Below are 16856 nucleotides of genomic sequence, written 5' to 3'. Positions count from 1 at the left end.
AGCGATCGGCACGATGAACCCAGACCCTATGTTGAGATCATAGATCTGCATTGTGCAGAGATGCCTCGCGTTAATAGATGCACTTCATGAACAATCGCGGTAACAGTTTGCAGGTGCAGTACCAGATCGCAGTAGGAGGCGTAATGAACTCAATTGCTAATGTCAAAAGTATACAACGTAACTAAATTGAGCGGGAATTTGGCTCAAGCCCCTTCTCCAAATCCAGATTAGTTTCGTATTGAGGCAACACACGGAGGAACATTCTTTGGCATCGCTGGCTTTATGTGTTTGAAAGGGGCGCTCCGCGCCCCTTTCAAACACATAAAGCCAGATTCAGCACGTTTCTTGAGCTTTAGTCACGTGATTGTTAAACCATTCAAACCTTCAAAGCAGGAAGCCCCTAGCCAAGGAGTAAACACAGTTTTGAAGTGCAACATACCGCTTCCACCGTTAATATTGCACTTCAGTGGAAGTTTGTCTTCAGAGGGCTGCCTGAATTTGGCAACAAACTGTATCTTGGCATCCGTAAGATTACGGTTGTTAGACAGGACGAGTCATGGATGCAATCGTCTCCCCACCGCGTACAAGCCGCTGTTGAGTTAGCTCTGCCGCCAGCAAAATAGCCGATTTCATGCTGGTCGCATCGGCAATTCCCTGTCCCGCAATATCAAAAGCCGTCCCATGATCAGGAGAGGTACGGACAAAAGGTAGACCAATCGTTGTATTCACTGCTCGATCGAAGGCCATCAGCTTCACAGGAATTAGCCCCTGATCGTGATACAGCGCTAGGTAAGCATCATGAGCCGTCTTAGAAACTTTCTTAGAGTCGGCACTGCCATACCAAACTTGCCCTGGGCGCACCCAAAGGGTATCAGGGGGCACAGGGCCTTGCAGCGAGGCATCTGGAAATCGATCGCCCATTTGTCGTATCCAAGGAATTAGCCAATCTTGTTCTTCTCGTCCAAGCTGCCCCTGTTCGCCGCTGTGGGGGTTGAGTCCAGCGATGGCAATGTGGGGATGCTGAATGCCAAAGTCTTGCTGCAAACAGTCCAGGAGCAGCTCTAGCTTGCGGGTGAGCAGATCGGGCGTGAGCGCCTCTGGGACTTGCCGCAAGGGAATATGAGTCGTTGCTAGCAGCGTTCGCAATGTCCAGCCTGTATGGGGCGATCGCGCCACAAACAGCATCCCATAGCGCTGCACCTCCGATCGCTCTGCCAACAGCTCCGTTTGTCCCGGATACAGATGCCCTGCTGACTTCCAGGCAGATTTAGAAATGGGTGCCGTGACAATGCCTGAGACTTCCCCTGCGAGAGCTTGAGCGATCGCCTTCTCCAGAAAACGAAAGCTTGCCTCTCCACTAGCTACATTTTCCTGACCTGGAGCAATTGTGTTAATCGCCGCCGCATCCAGAGGCACGTCCACAATGGAGAACTGTGTTGGGTCAGCCAAAGAGACACCTGCACCGAGCCGTTGAGACAACGAGGCATAGGACTGGCAGAGCAGCGATCGATTGCCTACCAGCACTACGTCACAGCATTGCGTTACTGCCGGATCGCTCAATGCCTTCAGCGTCACCTCAGTGCCAATTCCGGCAGGGTCGCCTAGAGCGATCGCTAACTTAAGACGAGAAGGCAAGGAGATCGAAAGCGGAGTTGAACTTGCTGAATGCGCCATAGATGGCTGAATATGTCCTAAAAGTGCGTGATGGAACTTGGGGAGAGGGCGATCGCGGCACACTTGCCTTTGTGTTGCCCTAAAATTTGCACCCCGAACTGTTTTACAATGCTCTAAACGGTTTTATTAAAGACTTGCCCATCTACTTGGCGCTGTTGCACCTTGCCGCCACAGCAGCAAACAAAGGGAGATAGATAAAGTCTTAATTTTTGTAAAACTTCCACCTTGGAGAATTTCACCCCATGAATATCGAAATTTTTAGAGCTGCAATCCTGTCTTCATCCTTAATTTTAGTGGGTCTTAGCTTGGGCTTCTTAATGCTCAAAATTCAAGGCGGTGAAGAGTAAGCGCAGTTTTTGGGGTCTACTTCAGACCTCTAAGCAAATTTCCCAGAATCAGAAAGCCATGCAAAGAGGCAGCTTGAGGAATTTTTAAGCTTTCAGGGTTTAAGCCTCTAATCTTCTGGCTCATCTAAGTGCTCCGCAACTTCTCGATATAGATTTGCGACATGGCTATCTTTCAGGTAGTAGAAGACATTTCGCCCCTGCTTACGGTAGCTTACTAGCCGCATAGCCCGCAAAGCCCTAAGCTGATGAGAAACTGCTGACTCTGTCATCTTTACGACGGCAGCCAGATCGCAAACGCAAAGCTCCTGATGGGTTAATGCTGACAAAATCCGCAGACGGTTGGCATCTCCCAACAGGCTAAAAAACTCTGCCATTCGCTGAGCTTTCGCAACATCTAGAATATCTTGATGGACTTGACGGACATTGTTGAGATCAACCGGATGCTGAACCTCACAGTTTGGAGCGGAATCAGGAGTTGTGGAGGCAAAATTCATAATGCAGAATCAACTCAAGTGCAGAATCGACATCGCTCAAGGTACAGGGTGCCTTTCGAAAAGGTGAAACCCCGATGGCACCCTAAGCCTAACATCTATTACTACGGCACTTGATTCAGCACTTACAGCGCTTTGCACTCGGTTAAGTGTGGGTTATTTTTGTAGAAGCCTCGCTCCGCGAGGCTTCTACAAAAATAACTGTGGTTTACGCAATTGAAAATTGCTGTAATGGTTGAGGCGCTTCCAAGACTGAGGCAGATGCAGTCAAGATGCAATCAAAACCGCCTTGTCAAAGCAGGTGCATTTCAGGGTATCTTGTATATTAACGAAGTTTAACAATTCTTTACGGTATCCCTCATGAATATACTGGTTGTCGGTGCCACTGGGACTTTAGGAAGGCAAATTGTTCGCCGCGCGCTGGATGAGGGATTTCAGGTGCGGTGTTTGGTGCGCAGCTTTAGAAAAGCATCTTTCTTAAAGGAATGGGGTGCAGAGCTAGTTCAGGGCGATCTACGTTACCCAGACACTCTGCCTCCTGCTCTAGAGGGCATGACAGCTGTGGTTGATGCTGCTGCCGCCAGACCTACAGATGCCTCTATTCGCCAGGTGGATTGGGATGGCAAAGTGGCGCTGATCCAGGCAGCAAAGGCGGCAAACATCGATCGCTTCATCTTTTTCTCGATTTTGGATTGTGAGAAATACCCCCATGTGCCGCTGATGGAGATTAAGCGCTGCACTGAGCTGTACTTGGCAGAGTCTGGATTAAACTACACGGTCTTGCGACTCTGCGGCTTTATGCAGGGATTGATCGGGCAATATGCGATCCCAATTTTGGAAAAGCAGGCAGTTTGGGTGATGGGGGACGGTGCGCCCACGGCTTACATGGACACGCAAGACATCGCCAAGTTTGCGGTGCGATCGCTCCAGGTGCCAGAAACTGGGAAGAAGTGTTTCCCTGTGGTGGGTTCACGAGCTTGGGGAGCCTACGAAGTCATTCGACTGTGTGAACGGTTGTCGGGGCGAGAGGCAAAAATTACCCGAATGCCGATCGGAGTCTTGCAAGCTGTGCAAAAGATAGCTCGCTTCTTCCAGTGGACTTGGAATGTTGCCGATCGCCTTGCCTTTGCGGAAGTCGTGGCTGCCGGACAGCCTCTAACGGCATCCATGGATGAGACTTATACCGCGTTTGGCATCGATCCTAAAGACACTACTACGCTCGAAACCTATATGCAGGAATACTTTGGGCGCATTACCAAGAAGCTGAAGGAGCTAGAGTACGAGCGCGAAAGAGCGAAAGAACGCAAAAACAAGAAGCGGAGTCCGTTTAAGCCCATGAATGCTAAAGAGGCGATCGCTAAATCTGCTGCTGCCCGATCGGCAACTCAATCGACTGCCATTAGCGATCCGACCAAAGAAGAGTCCTAGGGGATTGAGAGGGTTTCAGATGGAAGGGGTAGCGGTGTAGCTTTACGCCTAGCCCCTAATCTACTCCTTCGTTGACGGGGAAGCGATCGATCGCCCGAATCGCCAACTGTGCGCTTTCTTTCAGCTCACCTGGGAGGTAAGGCGCATGGGGCACCTGAGAGAGGAAGTCCACCGTCCGCCGCAGGATTCTGACGATATCGCCCTCATCTAGGCTCGTGTTACTGCACAGCTCAATCCAGTCGGCTCCCATCGCCCATTGCTCTACCAGGGCGACCCAGTCCGCCTCTAGCCAAATGGGTAGCGCCACCTGGTAGCGACGCTGGAGCTTAAACAGCTCTCGGCGCAGCCCTCGCAATCCGCCCAAAGCCTCATCAATTTCTCCAGAAGCTTCGTATCGCGTCCAGCTATCGGGGCGCGAAACCTCTGTCACCAGCGCTGCACAGGCGGCAGCTAAGTGCTGCGGCTCTAGGCGATCGAGTTCCCCAGAAGCTAAGGCTAGACCCAGCCACAGCTCATTATCGCCTCGGATGGCAGCAGCGATTTCGCCTAATGAAGTTGGCTGCCACTGTTCGCCCGATCGAGAACCGATCGCCTTGGCGGGGTTGCTGTCTCCCGGCTGATCCTCAATTTCAACAGGTCTGAGACAGCCAAAGTAGCGCAGGATTTCCATGAGATTGAGGAATTCTTGCCAGTAGCGCTGAGAATACTGATTCAGCTTTTCCTGACGATCCTGAAGATCTTTTTGCAGCTTGCTGACTCGGCTGTAGCGTTTTAGCAAGTTACCTGGATCGCCAAACTGTCGGAGCGGATGGGTCTGAAGCTGGGTTTCTAAGGCGTTAACTCGTCCTTGCTGCGTTCGGACTTCAGGCGGCAGATCTAGCTCGGCATCTAGCGGCGGAATTTGTTGAACGATCGCCCTTGTGACTTCATCCCCTTTACGGATCGATCCAGCTCTAGGGGCTAGCTCTAGAGGGGGCACTAGCTCATCGGCTTGCACCAATCTGGGAAACTCAGCATGCAGCCCCACCACATCTGAAACCGTCACCACATACCAGCGGTTGTCTTGCCCTAGGCAAACCAGATGAGGAAACTGCCCAGAACCCTGCATTTTCATCACCAGAATGGCGGGTAACGGGGCAGATAGGGGCACATGCTTACCCTTAAGGCTCACCACCGTTCCGGCAACCGCATAGGAAATGGCGATCGCCATATTGTCGGCGGTAATCTCTAGAGCCTGCTGCTGCAAGACCTTTAGCAGCCGTCTTTCTTCCTTCAGGCGATCGTTTAGCTTCTCATAGCTGCTCAGCAGAGCCGGGTCAACGGCATCAATCTGAGTCTGCTGCTGGCTCAGCTCGGCATTAAGTCGGGCGATTTCCTGCTGCTGCGGACGCAGATGAATCGTGGACAGATAATGTCCAAAGCTTCGCTCTACGAGATTTTTAGCTTCTTCCAGCGTATGGGTTTGCAGCAGATTGAGCACCATGCCATAGCTGGGCGTAAATTGGCTGACCAGCGGATCGGCTTTAGAGGTCGCCAGATAGGCTGCTTCCGAGGCTCCTTCAAAAGGCGTTTGTGCCGTGACCACATAGCCAATCTCATCCATGCCTCGCCGCCCCGCCCGTCCTGCCATTTGCAGAAACTCAGATGCGGTTAGAAGCCGATGTCCGCGATCGGTGCGCTTGGACAGGCTGGAAATCATCGTGGTGCGGGCAGGCATATTGATTCCTGCTGCCAGGGTTTCTGTGGCAAAAACCACTTTAATGAGTCCCTGCTGAAATAGCTCCTCGATCAAGGTCTTCCAGGCAGGCAACACCCCTGCATGGTGCGATGCAACGCCTCGATAGAGCGCCGAAACATGACCATTTCTTGCCGCTTCGGGGTTGCGCTCCAGAAAAGCATCAATTTGTTCTTTAAGAATGGCGGCTTCGCGATCGCTCACTAAAGAGAAGTTATTCATTTCCTCCACCGCCTTATCGCATCCTCGACGGCTGAAAATGAAATAAATGGCGGGCAGCATATCTCGCTGCTGAAGCTGGCTGACAGCAAAGCCAATATGGGGCGGCTCCTGCCTGCCGCGCTGCTTACCGCCTTTAGGCTTCAGCCGAGCATTGATGCCCTTGCCGCTGTCATTGAGCAGAGGAAACAGCCCTTTGGGACTGCAAAAGTGAAACTCTAGGGGCACCGGGCGAAAGTCCGAATAAATCAGCTTTGCCGAACCATGAACCTGGTTGATCCAGTCAGTCAGCTGGTCGCTGTTGGCGATCGTGGCAGACAGCGCCACAAGCTGAATTCCGGGCGGCGCATAGATAATTGACTCTTCCCAAACGGTGCCGCGCTGACGATCGTTCATGTAGTGACATTCGTCTAACACGACGGCTTCTACATCCACCATCGAGGCTCCCACCTGCCCGATCGGCGTGCCGTAAAGCATATTGCGAAAGATCTCGGTAGTCATGACCAGGATCGGTGCGTCTCGCTGCACCGACATATCTCCCGTCAATAGCCCCACGCGATCAGCCCCAAATCGATCGCGGAAGTCTCGCAGCTTTTGATTGGAGAGTGCCTTCAATGGCGTGGTGTACAGAACCCGCTTGCCTCTAGCCAACGCCCGATGAATGGCATATTCACCAATCAGAGTCTTTCCAGAGCCAGTTGGGGCACACACCACAACCGATCGATCAGCATCTAGTGCCTCGATCGCTTCCCTCTGGAAGTCATCTAGCGGAAAAGGAAACAGCCTGTTTAAGTCAAGTCCAGGCGAATCATGTCCAGGCAAGTCGAGTTCAGCATTAAAACCAGAATTGGGGGAAACACTCACAAATTTAAGGATGCGATCGCAATCATGAATCAGACAAAATCACATAGACACCGCTATTGTAACCCTGGATTCAAATTCTCCTCATTTCGGGCGATCTATACGTATAAGCTGTCTGGGTTTGGGCGTTGCTGGTTAACGGTGTGTAATTTTAAAAAAAGGCGCCGATCGCCTCTTTCAAAAAAATCATACCCAGATTCAGCAATGCCTGGGGATGATGTCTGAAATTTAGGAGTTTTCAGTCTTTTGGGCGATCGATACAGCCAGTCCATGATACCGACGCGGATCTCCCTCTGCTAACACAAGCCGCTCTTGCCCTTTGCGGCTGTATAACCCTTCTAAAATGACCTGCCAATCTGTAGAAGAGAGAGGCGATCGGTCCTCAACAGGTGGCACAATAGCGCCTGCCTGAATCTGCTGTTGCGCCATCCAGACGCGGGCACGCACTGCTGCACTCTGATCATGATTCGCCATGTACTCAAATTGAGAGTGAATGCGCGATCGCCACTCTGAATAAGTCTCGTCAACGGCACCCGTCAGCGACTGCAAACCCACCACGGCAGCATAACGCACCACCCATTCATCATCCTGCTGAGCTACAAACAGCAGGGCTTCTAGCACCTCCTCCTGGGCAACTTCCAGCAGATCGGCAGGGAACCAGTGCCATTTCATCATGCCCAGCCCACGAGCCGCCGCCCGTCGGACGCTGAGGGAAAAGTCGGCGGTTGCCACTCCCAGCAAAGTCACCAGCCCTCTGGGATCGCCAATGCCTGCCAAAGCGCGAATTGCCCAAGAGCGAGCGGTATAGTTGTGCAGATCAAGCAGCTCAATCAGCGCAGGAACGGCTGGCTCTCCCAGATGAATGAGTCCTTCCACTGCCGCCACTGCCGCTCCCGGATTGTTGTAGCTCAATGCCGCAATGAGCGTAGGAATAGCACCTGTCTGACGAGCTGCCGCCAAATTTTGCACCGCTTCTGTCAATAGCGTAGAAGAATCTGCGGCTTCTACAGCCCGAATCAAAGGGGAAAGAGAGTCAGACATGGCAAGGAAAACGATCGATAAATCCTGTCTTCATTGTGACTCCTGCTACAACAATTCATCCATAATTGTCATGACTTTAATCGCGCCCGGAGACAAATGGGGTGGCGAAGTCAACAACACCTGTTTTTCTAGCAAGCCCTTCAGCGAAATTAGCTTCAGGCTATTCTCGGCCAGAGTCTGAGCAATAGCATCAGCAGCACCCAGATAGCCGATCGCCCCCAAATCTGCCAGCACAGCGCGACGGAGCTGCAAGTCATCGTGAGATAGGGCTTGAACCAAGCGATCGCCGTATTCGTCCGCCATTCCAGGTTCAGATAACTGGTACATGGCGCGCGCGGCTGCATACTGAACGCGCGGCACAAAATGGTCTAAGAAGGGGCGAATATCCGGAATTGCCTCGACTGCGCCCAAAGTCCCCAACGCCTCCAAGATGGCATCGAAGGGTTGAGTCAGCTGAGGCGGTTCGGGAGCAGGATGCGTTCCGGCAACGCGATCGTTCAACAGCTCCACTAACAGGGAAATACTGGAGCGATCGCCTAACATTTCCAAAGACTGCGCCGCCGCCTCTCGCACATAAAAATCTGAGCAGGTCAAAGCATGGAGCAACACGGGAACCGCACGACGATCGCCCAATTTTCCCAATGCCCTTGCCGCATTGCGCCGCAGCGGATAGCCGCCCGTATGGGTGCGATCGTCCTCATCTTCCAGAGCCGCCATCAGCACATCGATCGCTTCTGGCGCATCGACTCGAAACCGCCCCAGCCACCAGGCCGCATAGACTCGCAGCCCCAGATCTTCTCCCTGAAGATTGGCGATCGCCTGTTCTATGGTGAGTTGAGTATCGTCCTGAATCCCAGATTCGCTGTTCATGTTGAGCCGTAACAAAGTCTGTGCTTAATAGCTTGCCATTTTTTTAGCAGGCTGCCTCTTTAAAGACGATGCCCGGAAGCGTAAACAAAGACCAACCTGAGCTGGCTACTGCTTACCCCTCCGGGCAAAATCGTTCACTTAATCGGCTTCATGCCAACCCAATACCTAGCTCAGCGCATTGATTGCGTAGTCGAGGTAGGAATTTGCTTCAACAGCAGGGTCGCCGCTCAAGCCGTGGTTAGCCTTGATGTGCTTCAAAGCTTCAACATACCAGCTAGGAGACAGATCGAAAGTGCGGTTGATTTCAGCAATGCCGCCGATCAGATAGTCATCCATGGGACCTGTGCCGCCCACAACTAGGCAGTAGGTGACCATGCGCAGGTAGTAGCCGATGTCACGCACACACTTGTCTTTGCCCACTTGCGTAGAAGCAAAGTTAGGCCCAGTCATGCTGGTGGTGTACGGAAACTTTTGGTACACAGCATTTGCCGCGCCAGAAGCCAGGGTCGAAGCCTTAGAGCTTAGAACTTTTGCTGCTTCCAAACCAGCAGAAGCCTGACGGAAACGACCAAATGCAGTTTGGATCTCGGTGGAGCTTAAGAAGCGTCCTTGGGAATCAGCAGCAGAAACTGCTTCGGTTAAGGGGGTTTTCATGTTCAGATTCTCTCCAGTTAATCTTGTATTTTGAAATGACCTCAGGCAACTATCTCAGATGCCAACGGACTGAAAAACTTGAGGCGCAGCTTAAGCAACCGCAGAAGCAGCCTTGTCAAAGTAGCTAGCCACTTCACCCATTAGGCTGGCACAGTCGCCTTTGGTCACGCCATCAGGATTGTTGGCGATCGCCAAAGCAGCATCCTTCATTTTCTGAACGCCAACTGCCACAGAAGCGCCGGGGGTGCCCAGAGCCAAGTAGGTTTCTTTCAAACCATTGAGGCAGCGATCGTCCAAGATGCTGGCATCTCCTGCGAAGATTGCGTAGGTGATGTAGCGCAAGATGATCTCCATATCGCGGAGGCAAGCTGCCATCCGACGGCTGGTGTAGGCATTGCCGCCGGGGGTGATGAGCTGAGGCTGTTCTGCAAACAGCGCACGAGCTGCATTTGCCACGATTGTCGATGAATTGCTGGTGATCCGGTTAACGGTATCCATGCGCTTGTTGCCTTCAGCAACCATTGCGCTCAGAGCGTCTAGCTGATTGGTGCTGAGGTACTCGCCCCGTGCATCAGCCTGAGAAACCACCTTTGCAAATGCGTCTAACATAAACTAAATCTCCTAGTTTGTTTGTAATGAAACGGTTTCCTTATCTTCCAATGAGGAAGCTTGGAATATTTTACAATTCTTAAGCGATTTGAAGAACCTGCCTCATCAGATAACAGGTAGCCCGCATCTGCTTTGCACAACACTTCAACATCTCTGTTTATACTATGTCGTTGGATCGTTATTTATTACAAATTGTCAAGGATAGTGCCTTTAAGCCGAGAAGTCTCAGATTTGCAGGTCGCCCTTAAACACTCAATAACCCGCCCATTCAGGTGATTAGGGGCATTCTTTCCAGCGCTACAGAGGGGTGCGCTTTTCCAACATGCGGAATTCAAAGCCTCAGAAAAATAATTGAGAATATGAAGAAGTGTTAACAATCTAAATTCTTTATTAAGGGCATCAGCGGCTAAGCACCCTCTTTCTTTCTAGATCGAACAAAAATCCGTGGATATATTCCTCTGTCCATTCAGCGCCATAGAAGCGCGTCAGCATTCCCCTTGCCGGATCTTTTTCGGCTCGATAGCGAAGGTAGCGGAGTTGCGCTTGCTCTATGTCTGCTAGGAGCTGAGGCTGGGTGACGGGCTGTGCCTGCTCGACAAAGTTTAGATAGGTCTGAAGATAATCTTTGAAGGCAGCAAACACATAGGTTTCTACATCTTCAACTTGCTGGGGGCGCGTCCAGAGAAAGGCAGGTGAGAAGAAGGGACGAGCCTCATCTGGGAAGTCGCCACCCCAAGGCAGATGCGATCGATGAGCCTCAAACATCGGCAGAATCGGCTGGGTATATTTTGCCTGGTAGCCCTCATCATCTCGAAACAGCGGCTGCATATCTATCGCGATCAGATGTCCGCCCGGTAGCGTCACCAAATCCGCGCCAAAGAAGGGCAGATCGTAATTGAGATGAGGAAAAATTACAAAATTTAGCACTTGAAACGAGTTGCTCTGGACATGGGCTGCCCGGATTTGCCGCAGTTTTTGCGTTTGGTAGGCATAGCTAGTGGTCAAGATCTCATCCTGATGCTTGCCTTTGCCGACGATCGCCGACTTCGTTTCAAACCCAGCCGGAATCGGGTAAGGCTGTAGGTCTGGGCATTCTTGCAGAAGGGCGATCGCGTAGTCGAGAAAGGGCTGATAGAGGGTCATGGAGTATTTTTAGTAACAGATTAGACCGCCGCAGTCGCTAACGACACGGCATCTTCAAACAAAAAACCATGTAGGAAGCGCTCTGACCAGTCCTGTCCGAAGTAGCTGCCAAACAAGCCTGATGCAGGGTCGCGTTCAGCGCTGTACTGATCGTAGTCCTTCTGCGCTTTGACAATTCGCTGAATATCTTCAGGATCGGTTAAGGGTTGCGCGTTTTCCAGCATTTGCCAGTAAAGATTCAAATAATCCGTGAACGCCTCAAACACTCTGGTTTTCACGGTTTCGGCATCAGTTTTGGCAAACAGCAGATATTTCGAGAAATACTGGTTTGCGTCGTAAAACTTCATTTCCAAGTCTTGCGCCAGGTCTGGATATTTTTCATGCAGCACCTTCAGTGGATGAATATATTTCTTCAGATAGGCTTCATCTTGGAACAGCGGCTGAAAGTCCATCACAATCAAGTTTTTGACCTGACCAAAAGATAAAAAATCAATGCCCAGCAGGGGCAAATCGTAGTGGCATCCAGGATAAATTACGCTATTGAAGATCTGAGCGCTTGCCCCGGCATCAATGTAGGTGTAGCGAATTTTCCGAAACTCTGGACATTGGTAGCACCAGCTTTGAATGGTAGCGGGGTTGCGACCGCGATCGCTCACCCGATACTCTAGCCCTGCTGGAATCGAGCGACTCTGCAAATCAAACTTTTGAAACAGCGATCGTTCCAGATGCTCAAGAAAAGGTTTGTACATGAAAAGATTTGTATACGGGTCTATAGGGAGAAGATTAAGCTTGATATCTCAGACCCCTGACATTACGGGATTCATAATCGGCTTGTCCCGAATCAAGCAGAGAAAGTAACGATTTTTAATGTATGTAGCTGATGGCACAAAATTACTGACTCATTTTGCAGCTTTATAATTTAGCCTTGGCACCTCCTTCCTCCTAATGCTTTTCCAATGTCTATCATGGATTGTATGTTTCCTGATTGAGGCTGCTGCATGAGTCAAATCCATAAGCTTGATACGGTTTACTCAGAGGCAAAGTCCGACCCAGATTGTCTCGATTTAGAGGTAGGACAGCCTCGTCAAGCTTTCATGGGAGCCTATAATCTTCATCTGTCGGATAATCTCTTGCATCTGAACGAGCAAAAGTTTTTTAAAGCCTTTCAAGAGTCCTCCCAACTGACGGCTCTGCTAGATGCCTTTGGCACGGTATTAGAAGCCAATCGAGCTTTGCTGAAGTTTGTGGGCGTGCCGATCGCCGAAGTTGTGGGGCAACCTTTTTGGGAAGTTTGCGGTGGGTCGGAGTCTACTGCTCGGACGCAGCTACAGCAGGCGATTGCTGCCGCCGTGAGCGATGAAGCCGTGTCTTGCGAAGTTGATCTCGTGGCAGGCGATCGGGCAATGACGATCGATTTGTCGCTCAAGCCTATTTGCAGCGACGAAGGCGTAGTCTTGCTGCTGCTAGCAGAAGGCAAAGATATCACTCAATATAAAAAAGCGGCTGAAGCAGCTGCCCAAGTTACCCCATGTACCCCAGCGGAAATGCAGCTTTACACAGATATTGTTCAAGCGATGCAGGTTGGGGTACATGTTTGGCGTTTAGCCGATCGCGCTGATCCCTATTCGCTGGAGCTAGTCACCTCTAATCCTTTGGCTGAGCAGATGGCAAACCGCCCGACTAAAACCCTGGTGGGTAAGCGGATAGCCGATTGTTTTCCCGCCATTCCTCCAGAAGATGTCGAGATCATTGCCAGAGTTGCCCGATCGGGCGTTGCAGAAACCAAGCCCGAAGCTGAGTATAGCGATGATCTTGTCAGCGGTATCTACAGTTTTAGAGTCTTTCCATTGCCTAATCAATGTGCTGGGGTAGCCTTTGAAAATATTATGGAGCGCAAGCAAACTGAGAAAGCCCTTCAGGAAAGTGAACTCTTGTTTGCGACGTTAGCGCAACGCTCTCCAGTGGGCATCTTCCGTACTGATCCCCTAGGCAAGTGCCTTTATGTCAACCAGCGCTGGCGAGAAATCTCAGGATTTTTAACGGGTGATATCGAAGGCGAGGGTTGGACGAATGCCCTCCATCCTGACGATCGCGATCGCGTAATTTGGGAATCGCAGGAGGCAATGAGTACCAAGCAGGCGCTTTATACCGAGTGTCGCTTTCAGCATCCCGATGGGCAGGTTGCCTGGGTATTAGGTCAGGCTTTCCCTGAAACTCTGGAGGACGGCAGAGTGGTGGGCTATGTGGGCACCATTACTGACATCACCGATCGCAAGCAAACCGAGCAGGCTCTGCGGGAAAGCGAACACCGCTACGCCAACTTGGCGCGGATGTCTCCGGTGGGCATCTTCAAAACCGATCGCAATGGCAAATACCTCTACGTCAACGAACGCTGGACAGAAATTGCGGGATTGACCTTTGCCGAGGCAAGAGGCAGCGGTTGGCGGCGAGCCATCCACCCCAACGATCGCCGTTCGCTCGTTAAAAACTGGTATGAAACCGTGCGCGCCCGTCTGCCGTTCCAGGCAGAGCTGCGGTTTCAGCACGCTAACGGTGAGCTAGCCTGGGTGGTCTGTCAGGCTTTGCCCGAAATGTTGGATAACGACGAGATCATTGGATATGTGGGCACCATTACAGACATTACCGATCGCAAGCAAGCCGAAGAAGCTCTCCGGGAAAGCGAACGCCGCTACGCTACGCTCAACCAGATCTTACCCGTCGGCATGTTTCGAACCGATCTCGACGGACGAGCCACCTACCTCAACCAATACTGGGCAGAAATTGCCGGAGTGCCAATCTCGGAAGGGCTAGGAGAGGGCTGGCAGCAATCGATTCACCCCGACGATCGGCAACACATGGTGACAGAGTGGCTTGCCTCGGTTAAGAATCGATTGCCCTATCAGGCAGACTACCGCTATCAGCGACCAGACGGCAGCTTTACTTGGGTCGTTTGTCAAGCGCTGCCCGAAGTTCTCGAAAACGGCGAAATGATTGGCTATGTGGGCACCATAACGGATATTACCGATCGCAAGCAGACCGAGATGCAGGTTCAAGAACGTGCCAATGAGCTATTTCAGGTCAATGGTTTGCTGACAAGCACCACGCTGCTATTGGAAGAGCGCAACCGCGAACTTGATCAGTTTGCCTATGTTGCCTCCCATGACCTGAAAGCCCCTCTGCGAGCGATCGCCAATCTCTCAGAATGGATTGAGGAAGACTTAGGCGATCGCCTCCCTGATGAAAATCAGCACCAGATGCAGCTTTTGCGGGGGCGCGTTCACCGCATGGAGTCTTTGATCAACGGGCTGCTGCAATACTCACGAGTGGGGCGTACCCAGGTTGCAGCCGAAACGCTGTCTGTCCAGACTTTGCTCAGTGAAGTGATTGATTCTCTGGCTCCACCCGAATCTTTCACGATTCAGGTCGCGCCAGATATGCCGACTATTCTCACCAAACCCCTCCTTTTGAGACAGGTTTTTTCTAACTTAATTAGCAATGCTATAAAGCATCATCCCCGCGTTGACGGATCTGTGGCGATCGCCATTCAGGACAAAGGCTCAATGTACGAGTTCACGGTCACTGATGACGGTCGCGGCATTGCCCCTGAGCACCACGAGAAGATCTTCGCGATCTTCCATACGCTTGAGTCGAGAGATATCAAGGAGAGTACAGGGATCGGGCTATCGATCGTCAAAAAAATCGTGGAGACAGAAGGGGGAAGCATTCAGATTGAGTCTCAGTTGGGTGCGGGCACCACTTTCCGATTTACCTGGCCCAAGCGTCCTAGAGGCTGAGTTTAGAAGATGTGAGGCGATGCCTGAATAAGCGTTGCCTGAATAAGCGTTTACGGGGGTAAGCGAATGGAGTTGTGAGGCTAGGTGGGCGGTTGCACAGAGGTTATGGATGTATAAAATTCCTGGAAAGGGCTTAACTAATTTTTGGGCAAAGCTGCCCACTCGTCAGAGGGCAGCAATTGTCATTGCCATTCCGGCGGTCTGTATTGCCATTACGCTAGCAGGCTGGATCTGGTCAAGAGACAGCAATCTCATGGTGCAGCAGCAGTCAGATTCTACCGAGCAGGTCATTGTTGAGAGCAATACCCTCCTGCTAGAAATGCTGAATGCCGAAACGGGTGCGCGGGGATATATCATTACCCGAAACGAAGATTTTCTAGCCCCTTATAACCAGGCGATCGAGCAGGTGCCGATAGAATTGCAGAAGCTAGATGCCTTACTGCCAGACGATACCTCAGCACAGAGTCAGCGATTGCAGACGATCAGTCAAATGTCGCAGCAACGCCTTGACATCGTGACAGAAGCTATTCGCCTCATTCAAAATCAAACTTCATCCGATTCATCACAAATCATTCAACGGGTGTTTGAAGGCAAAGTGGCGATGGATCAGCTCCGGTCTGCCATTGGTGAGTTTCAAGCCGATGAACGGGCGCTGCTTGAGCAATACAAGTCAGACAAAAACAATGTGCAGCAATTTACTAACACGCTGCTGTGGTCGGCGGTGCTAGTTAGCATCATGGGCACGGGGTCTGCCCTGTTTTTGTTTAGCAACCTTGACCAAGAGCTAAGAACTCGCGAGCGACTGCTCCGCGAAAGTCGATCGATGCTTCAAGCGATCGCTACCCACGTTGTGGATGGCGTAATTATTTTGGATGATGATCGCGAGATTGAGCTTTTCAACCCGACGGCTTCCAAAATGTTTGGCTATGAGGCGATCGAGGTTAAAGGTAAGCGGCTCAATATGCTGTTTGCCGATCCAATTTTAAAGAGCTATGAGGAAGATAAGAAAAGGCGCTTTGTGGGCAGTCAGCAGTCGAAGACGATGGGGTTGCGTAAGGTGGGTTCTCCTTTCCCGGCTGAGATTTCCATTAGCGATCTTCAGGTAGAAGATCGGCTGATTGTGATTATCCGAGACATTTCTGTCTTTGAAGACGCTCAAGCTAAGCTGCAAAGCCGAGCAGATGAGTTAGTCCGACTGGCATCTGTCTTGGCTCAAACCAACAATACTTTGGAAGATCGCAACAAGGAGCTAGAGCAGTTTGCCTACGTTGCCTCCCATGATCTGAAAGCACCCCTAAGGGCGATCGCCAATCTTTCGGAATGGATTGAGGAAGACTTAAGCGGACAGCTTCCCCCCGAAAATCAGCACCAGATGAAGCTGTTGCGGGGGCGAGTCATGCGCATGGAGGCGTTGATCAACGGTCTGCTGGAATATTCGCGCGTTGGACGCAGCAAAACTCCAGTTGAAACGGTAAATGTTAACGATCTGATTGTGGAGGTGCTAGATTCTCTCGACCCGCCGCAGCTTTTCAATATCAAAATTCAGTCCAATATGCCGCAATTCAAGACAAAGCGCATCTTGCTCCGCCAGGTTTTCGCCAATCTGATCGGCAACGCCATCAATCACCATCCCCGTGCCGATGGCTCGATCGATATTTCTTGCCGAGAGCAGGATAAATTTTACGAATTTGCCGTCTTAGATGATGGGAGCGGCATTGCACCTGAGTATCACGAGCGCATTTTTACTATCTTCCAAACACTACAACCTAGAGACACAAAGGAGAGTACCGGAATTGGCTTAGCGATCGTCAAAAAAATCGTGGAGACGGAGGGCGGCATGATTTGGGTAGAATCTCAGGTGGACAAAGGCGCAACGTTTTACTTCACCTGGCTCAAAGAATCTCTCCCATTCCCAATAGAAACTTAAAAATTTGCTTAAAAATCGGTTGAGCGATCGGGTAAATACATAGAAGTCATACAAAAACTCATA

Annotated in this window: 13 protein-coding genes; 4 read left to right on the top strand and 9 right to left on the bottom strand. The window is 51.2% G+C overall.

Going from position 1 to position 16856, the window contains the following annotated elements; all coding sequences use genetic code 11:
* Positions 1 to 540 precede the first annotated feature (540 nt).
* Complete coding sequence (gene pdxA, locus AC5JMP_RS02040) at positions 541 to 1674, bottom strand: 4-hydroxythreonine-4-phosphate dehydrogenase PdxA (RefSeq protein WP_495849757.1); 1134 nt, start codon at positions 1672 to 1674, stop codon at positions 541 to 543.
* 242 nt (positions 1675 to 1916) lie between these two features.
* Here pdxA and petM point away from each other — a divergent pair, with 242 nt between their 5' ends.
* Positions 1917 to 2021, top strand: coding sequence for a cytochrome b6-f complex subunit PetM (petM, locus tag AC5JMP_RS02035; RefSeq protein WP_495849756.1), 105 nt, complete (start codon positions 1917 to 1919; stop codon positions 2019 to 2021).
* A 107-nt stretch (positions 2022 to 2128) separates the two neighbouring features.
* Here petM and AC5JMP_RS02030 read toward each other — a convergent pair whose 3' ends face one another.
* Entirely contained in the window at positions 2129 to 2515 is a 387-nt protein-coding gene (locus AC5JMP_RS02030; protein WP_495849755.1) for an ArsR/SmtB family transcription factor, read from the bottom strand.
* Positions 2516 to 2872: 357 nt separating this feature from the next.
* On the opposite strand from AC5JMP_RS02030, the gene AC5JMP_RS02025 reads away from it, so the two are divergent.
* Positions 2873 to 3940, top strand: coding sequence for an SDR family oxidoreductase (locus AC5JMP_RS02025; RefSeq protein WP_495849754.1), 1068 nt, complete (start codon positions 2873 to 2875; stop codon positions 3938 to 3940).
* 55 nt (positions 3941 to 3995) lie between these two features.
* Here AC5JMP_RS02025 and AC5JMP_RS02020 read toward each other — a convergent pair whose 3' ends face one another.
* The 7 genes from AC5JMP_RS02020 to AC5JMP_RS01990 form a co-directional block, all read right to left on the bottom strand.
* On the bottom strand, positions 3996 to 6758 hold the full coding sequence (locus AC5JMP_RS02020; protein WP_495849753.1) for a DEAD/DEAH box helicase: 2763 nt from the start codon (positions 6756 to 6758) through the stop codon (positions 3996 to 3998).
* Between the two features lie 225 nt (positions 6759 to 6983).
* The gene (gene cpcF, locus AC5JMP_RS02015) at positions 6984 to 7796 is read right to left on the bottom strand and encodes a C-phycocyanin alpha-cysteine-84 phycocyanobilin lyase subunit CpcF (protein ID WP_495849752.1); all 813 of its coding nucleotides are present in this window, start codon (positions 7794 to 7796) and stop codon (positions 6984 to 6986) included.
* 45 nt (positions 7797 to 7841) lie between these two features.
* Entirely contained in the window at positions 7842 to 8666 is an 825-nt protein-coding gene (gene cpcE / locus AC5JMP_RS02010; protein ID WP_495849751.1) for a C-phycocyanin alpha-cysteine-84 phycocyanobilin lyase subunit CpcE, read from the bottom strand.
* Between the two features lie 165 nt (positions 8667 to 8831).
* On the bottom strand, positions 8832 to 9320 hold the full coding sequence (gene cpcA, locus AC5JMP_RS02005) for a C-phycocyanin subunit alpha (RefSeq protein WP_495849750.1): 489 nt from the start codon (positions 9318 to 9320) through the stop codon (positions 8832 to 8834).
* A gap of 90 nt (positions 9321 to 9410) precedes the next feature.
* Positions 9411 to 9929 carry a C-phycocyanin subunit beta gene (cpcB, locus tag AC5JMP_RS02000; protein WP_495849749.1) on the bottom strand — a complete coding sequence of 173 codons (519 nt, stop codon included), beginning with the start codon at positions 9927 to 9929 and terminating at the stop codon, positions 9411 to 9413.
* 399 nt (positions 9930 to 10328) lie between these two features.
* On the bottom strand, positions 10329 to 11072 hold the full coding sequence (locus AC5JMP_RS01995; protein WP_495849748.1) for a phycoerythrobilin:ferredoxin oxidoreductase: 744 nt from the start codon (positions 11070 to 11072) through the stop codon (positions 10329 to 10331).
* A gap of 20 nt (positions 11073 to 11092) precedes the next feature.
* Positions 11093 to 11821 (bottom strand): 15,16-dihydrobiliverdin:ferredoxin oxidoreductase, encoded by a 729-nt coding sequence (locus tag AC5JMP_RS01990; protein WP_495849747.1) that lies wholly within the window; start codon positions 11819 to 11821, stop codon positions 11093 to 11095.
* A 249-nt stretch (positions 11822 to 12070) separates the two neighbouring features.
* Here AC5JMP_RS01990 and AC5JMP_RS01985 point away from each other — a divergent pair, with 249 nt between their 5' ends.
* Both AC5JMP_RS01985 and AC5JMP_RS01980 read left to right on the top strand, forming a co-directional pair.
* Complete coding sequence (locus AC5JMP_RS01985) at positions 12071 to 14866, top strand: PAS domain-containing sensor histidine kinase (protein ID WP_495849746.1); 2796 nt, start codon at positions 12071 to 12073, stop codon at positions 14864 to 14866.
* 109 nt (positions 14867 to 14975) lie between these two features.
* Complete coding sequence (locus tag AC5JMP_RS01980) at positions 14976 to 16793, top strand: sensor histidine kinase (protein ID WP_495849745.1); 1818 nt, start codon at positions 14976 to 14978, stop codon at positions 16791 to 16793.
* Positions 16794 to 16856 lie beyond the last annotated feature (63 nt).

This window comes from Drouetiella sp., assembly GCF_059504425.1.
The sequence above is the reverse complement of the archived record's forward strand: the minus strand, read 5'-3'. Positions and strand labels throughout refer to the sequence as shown.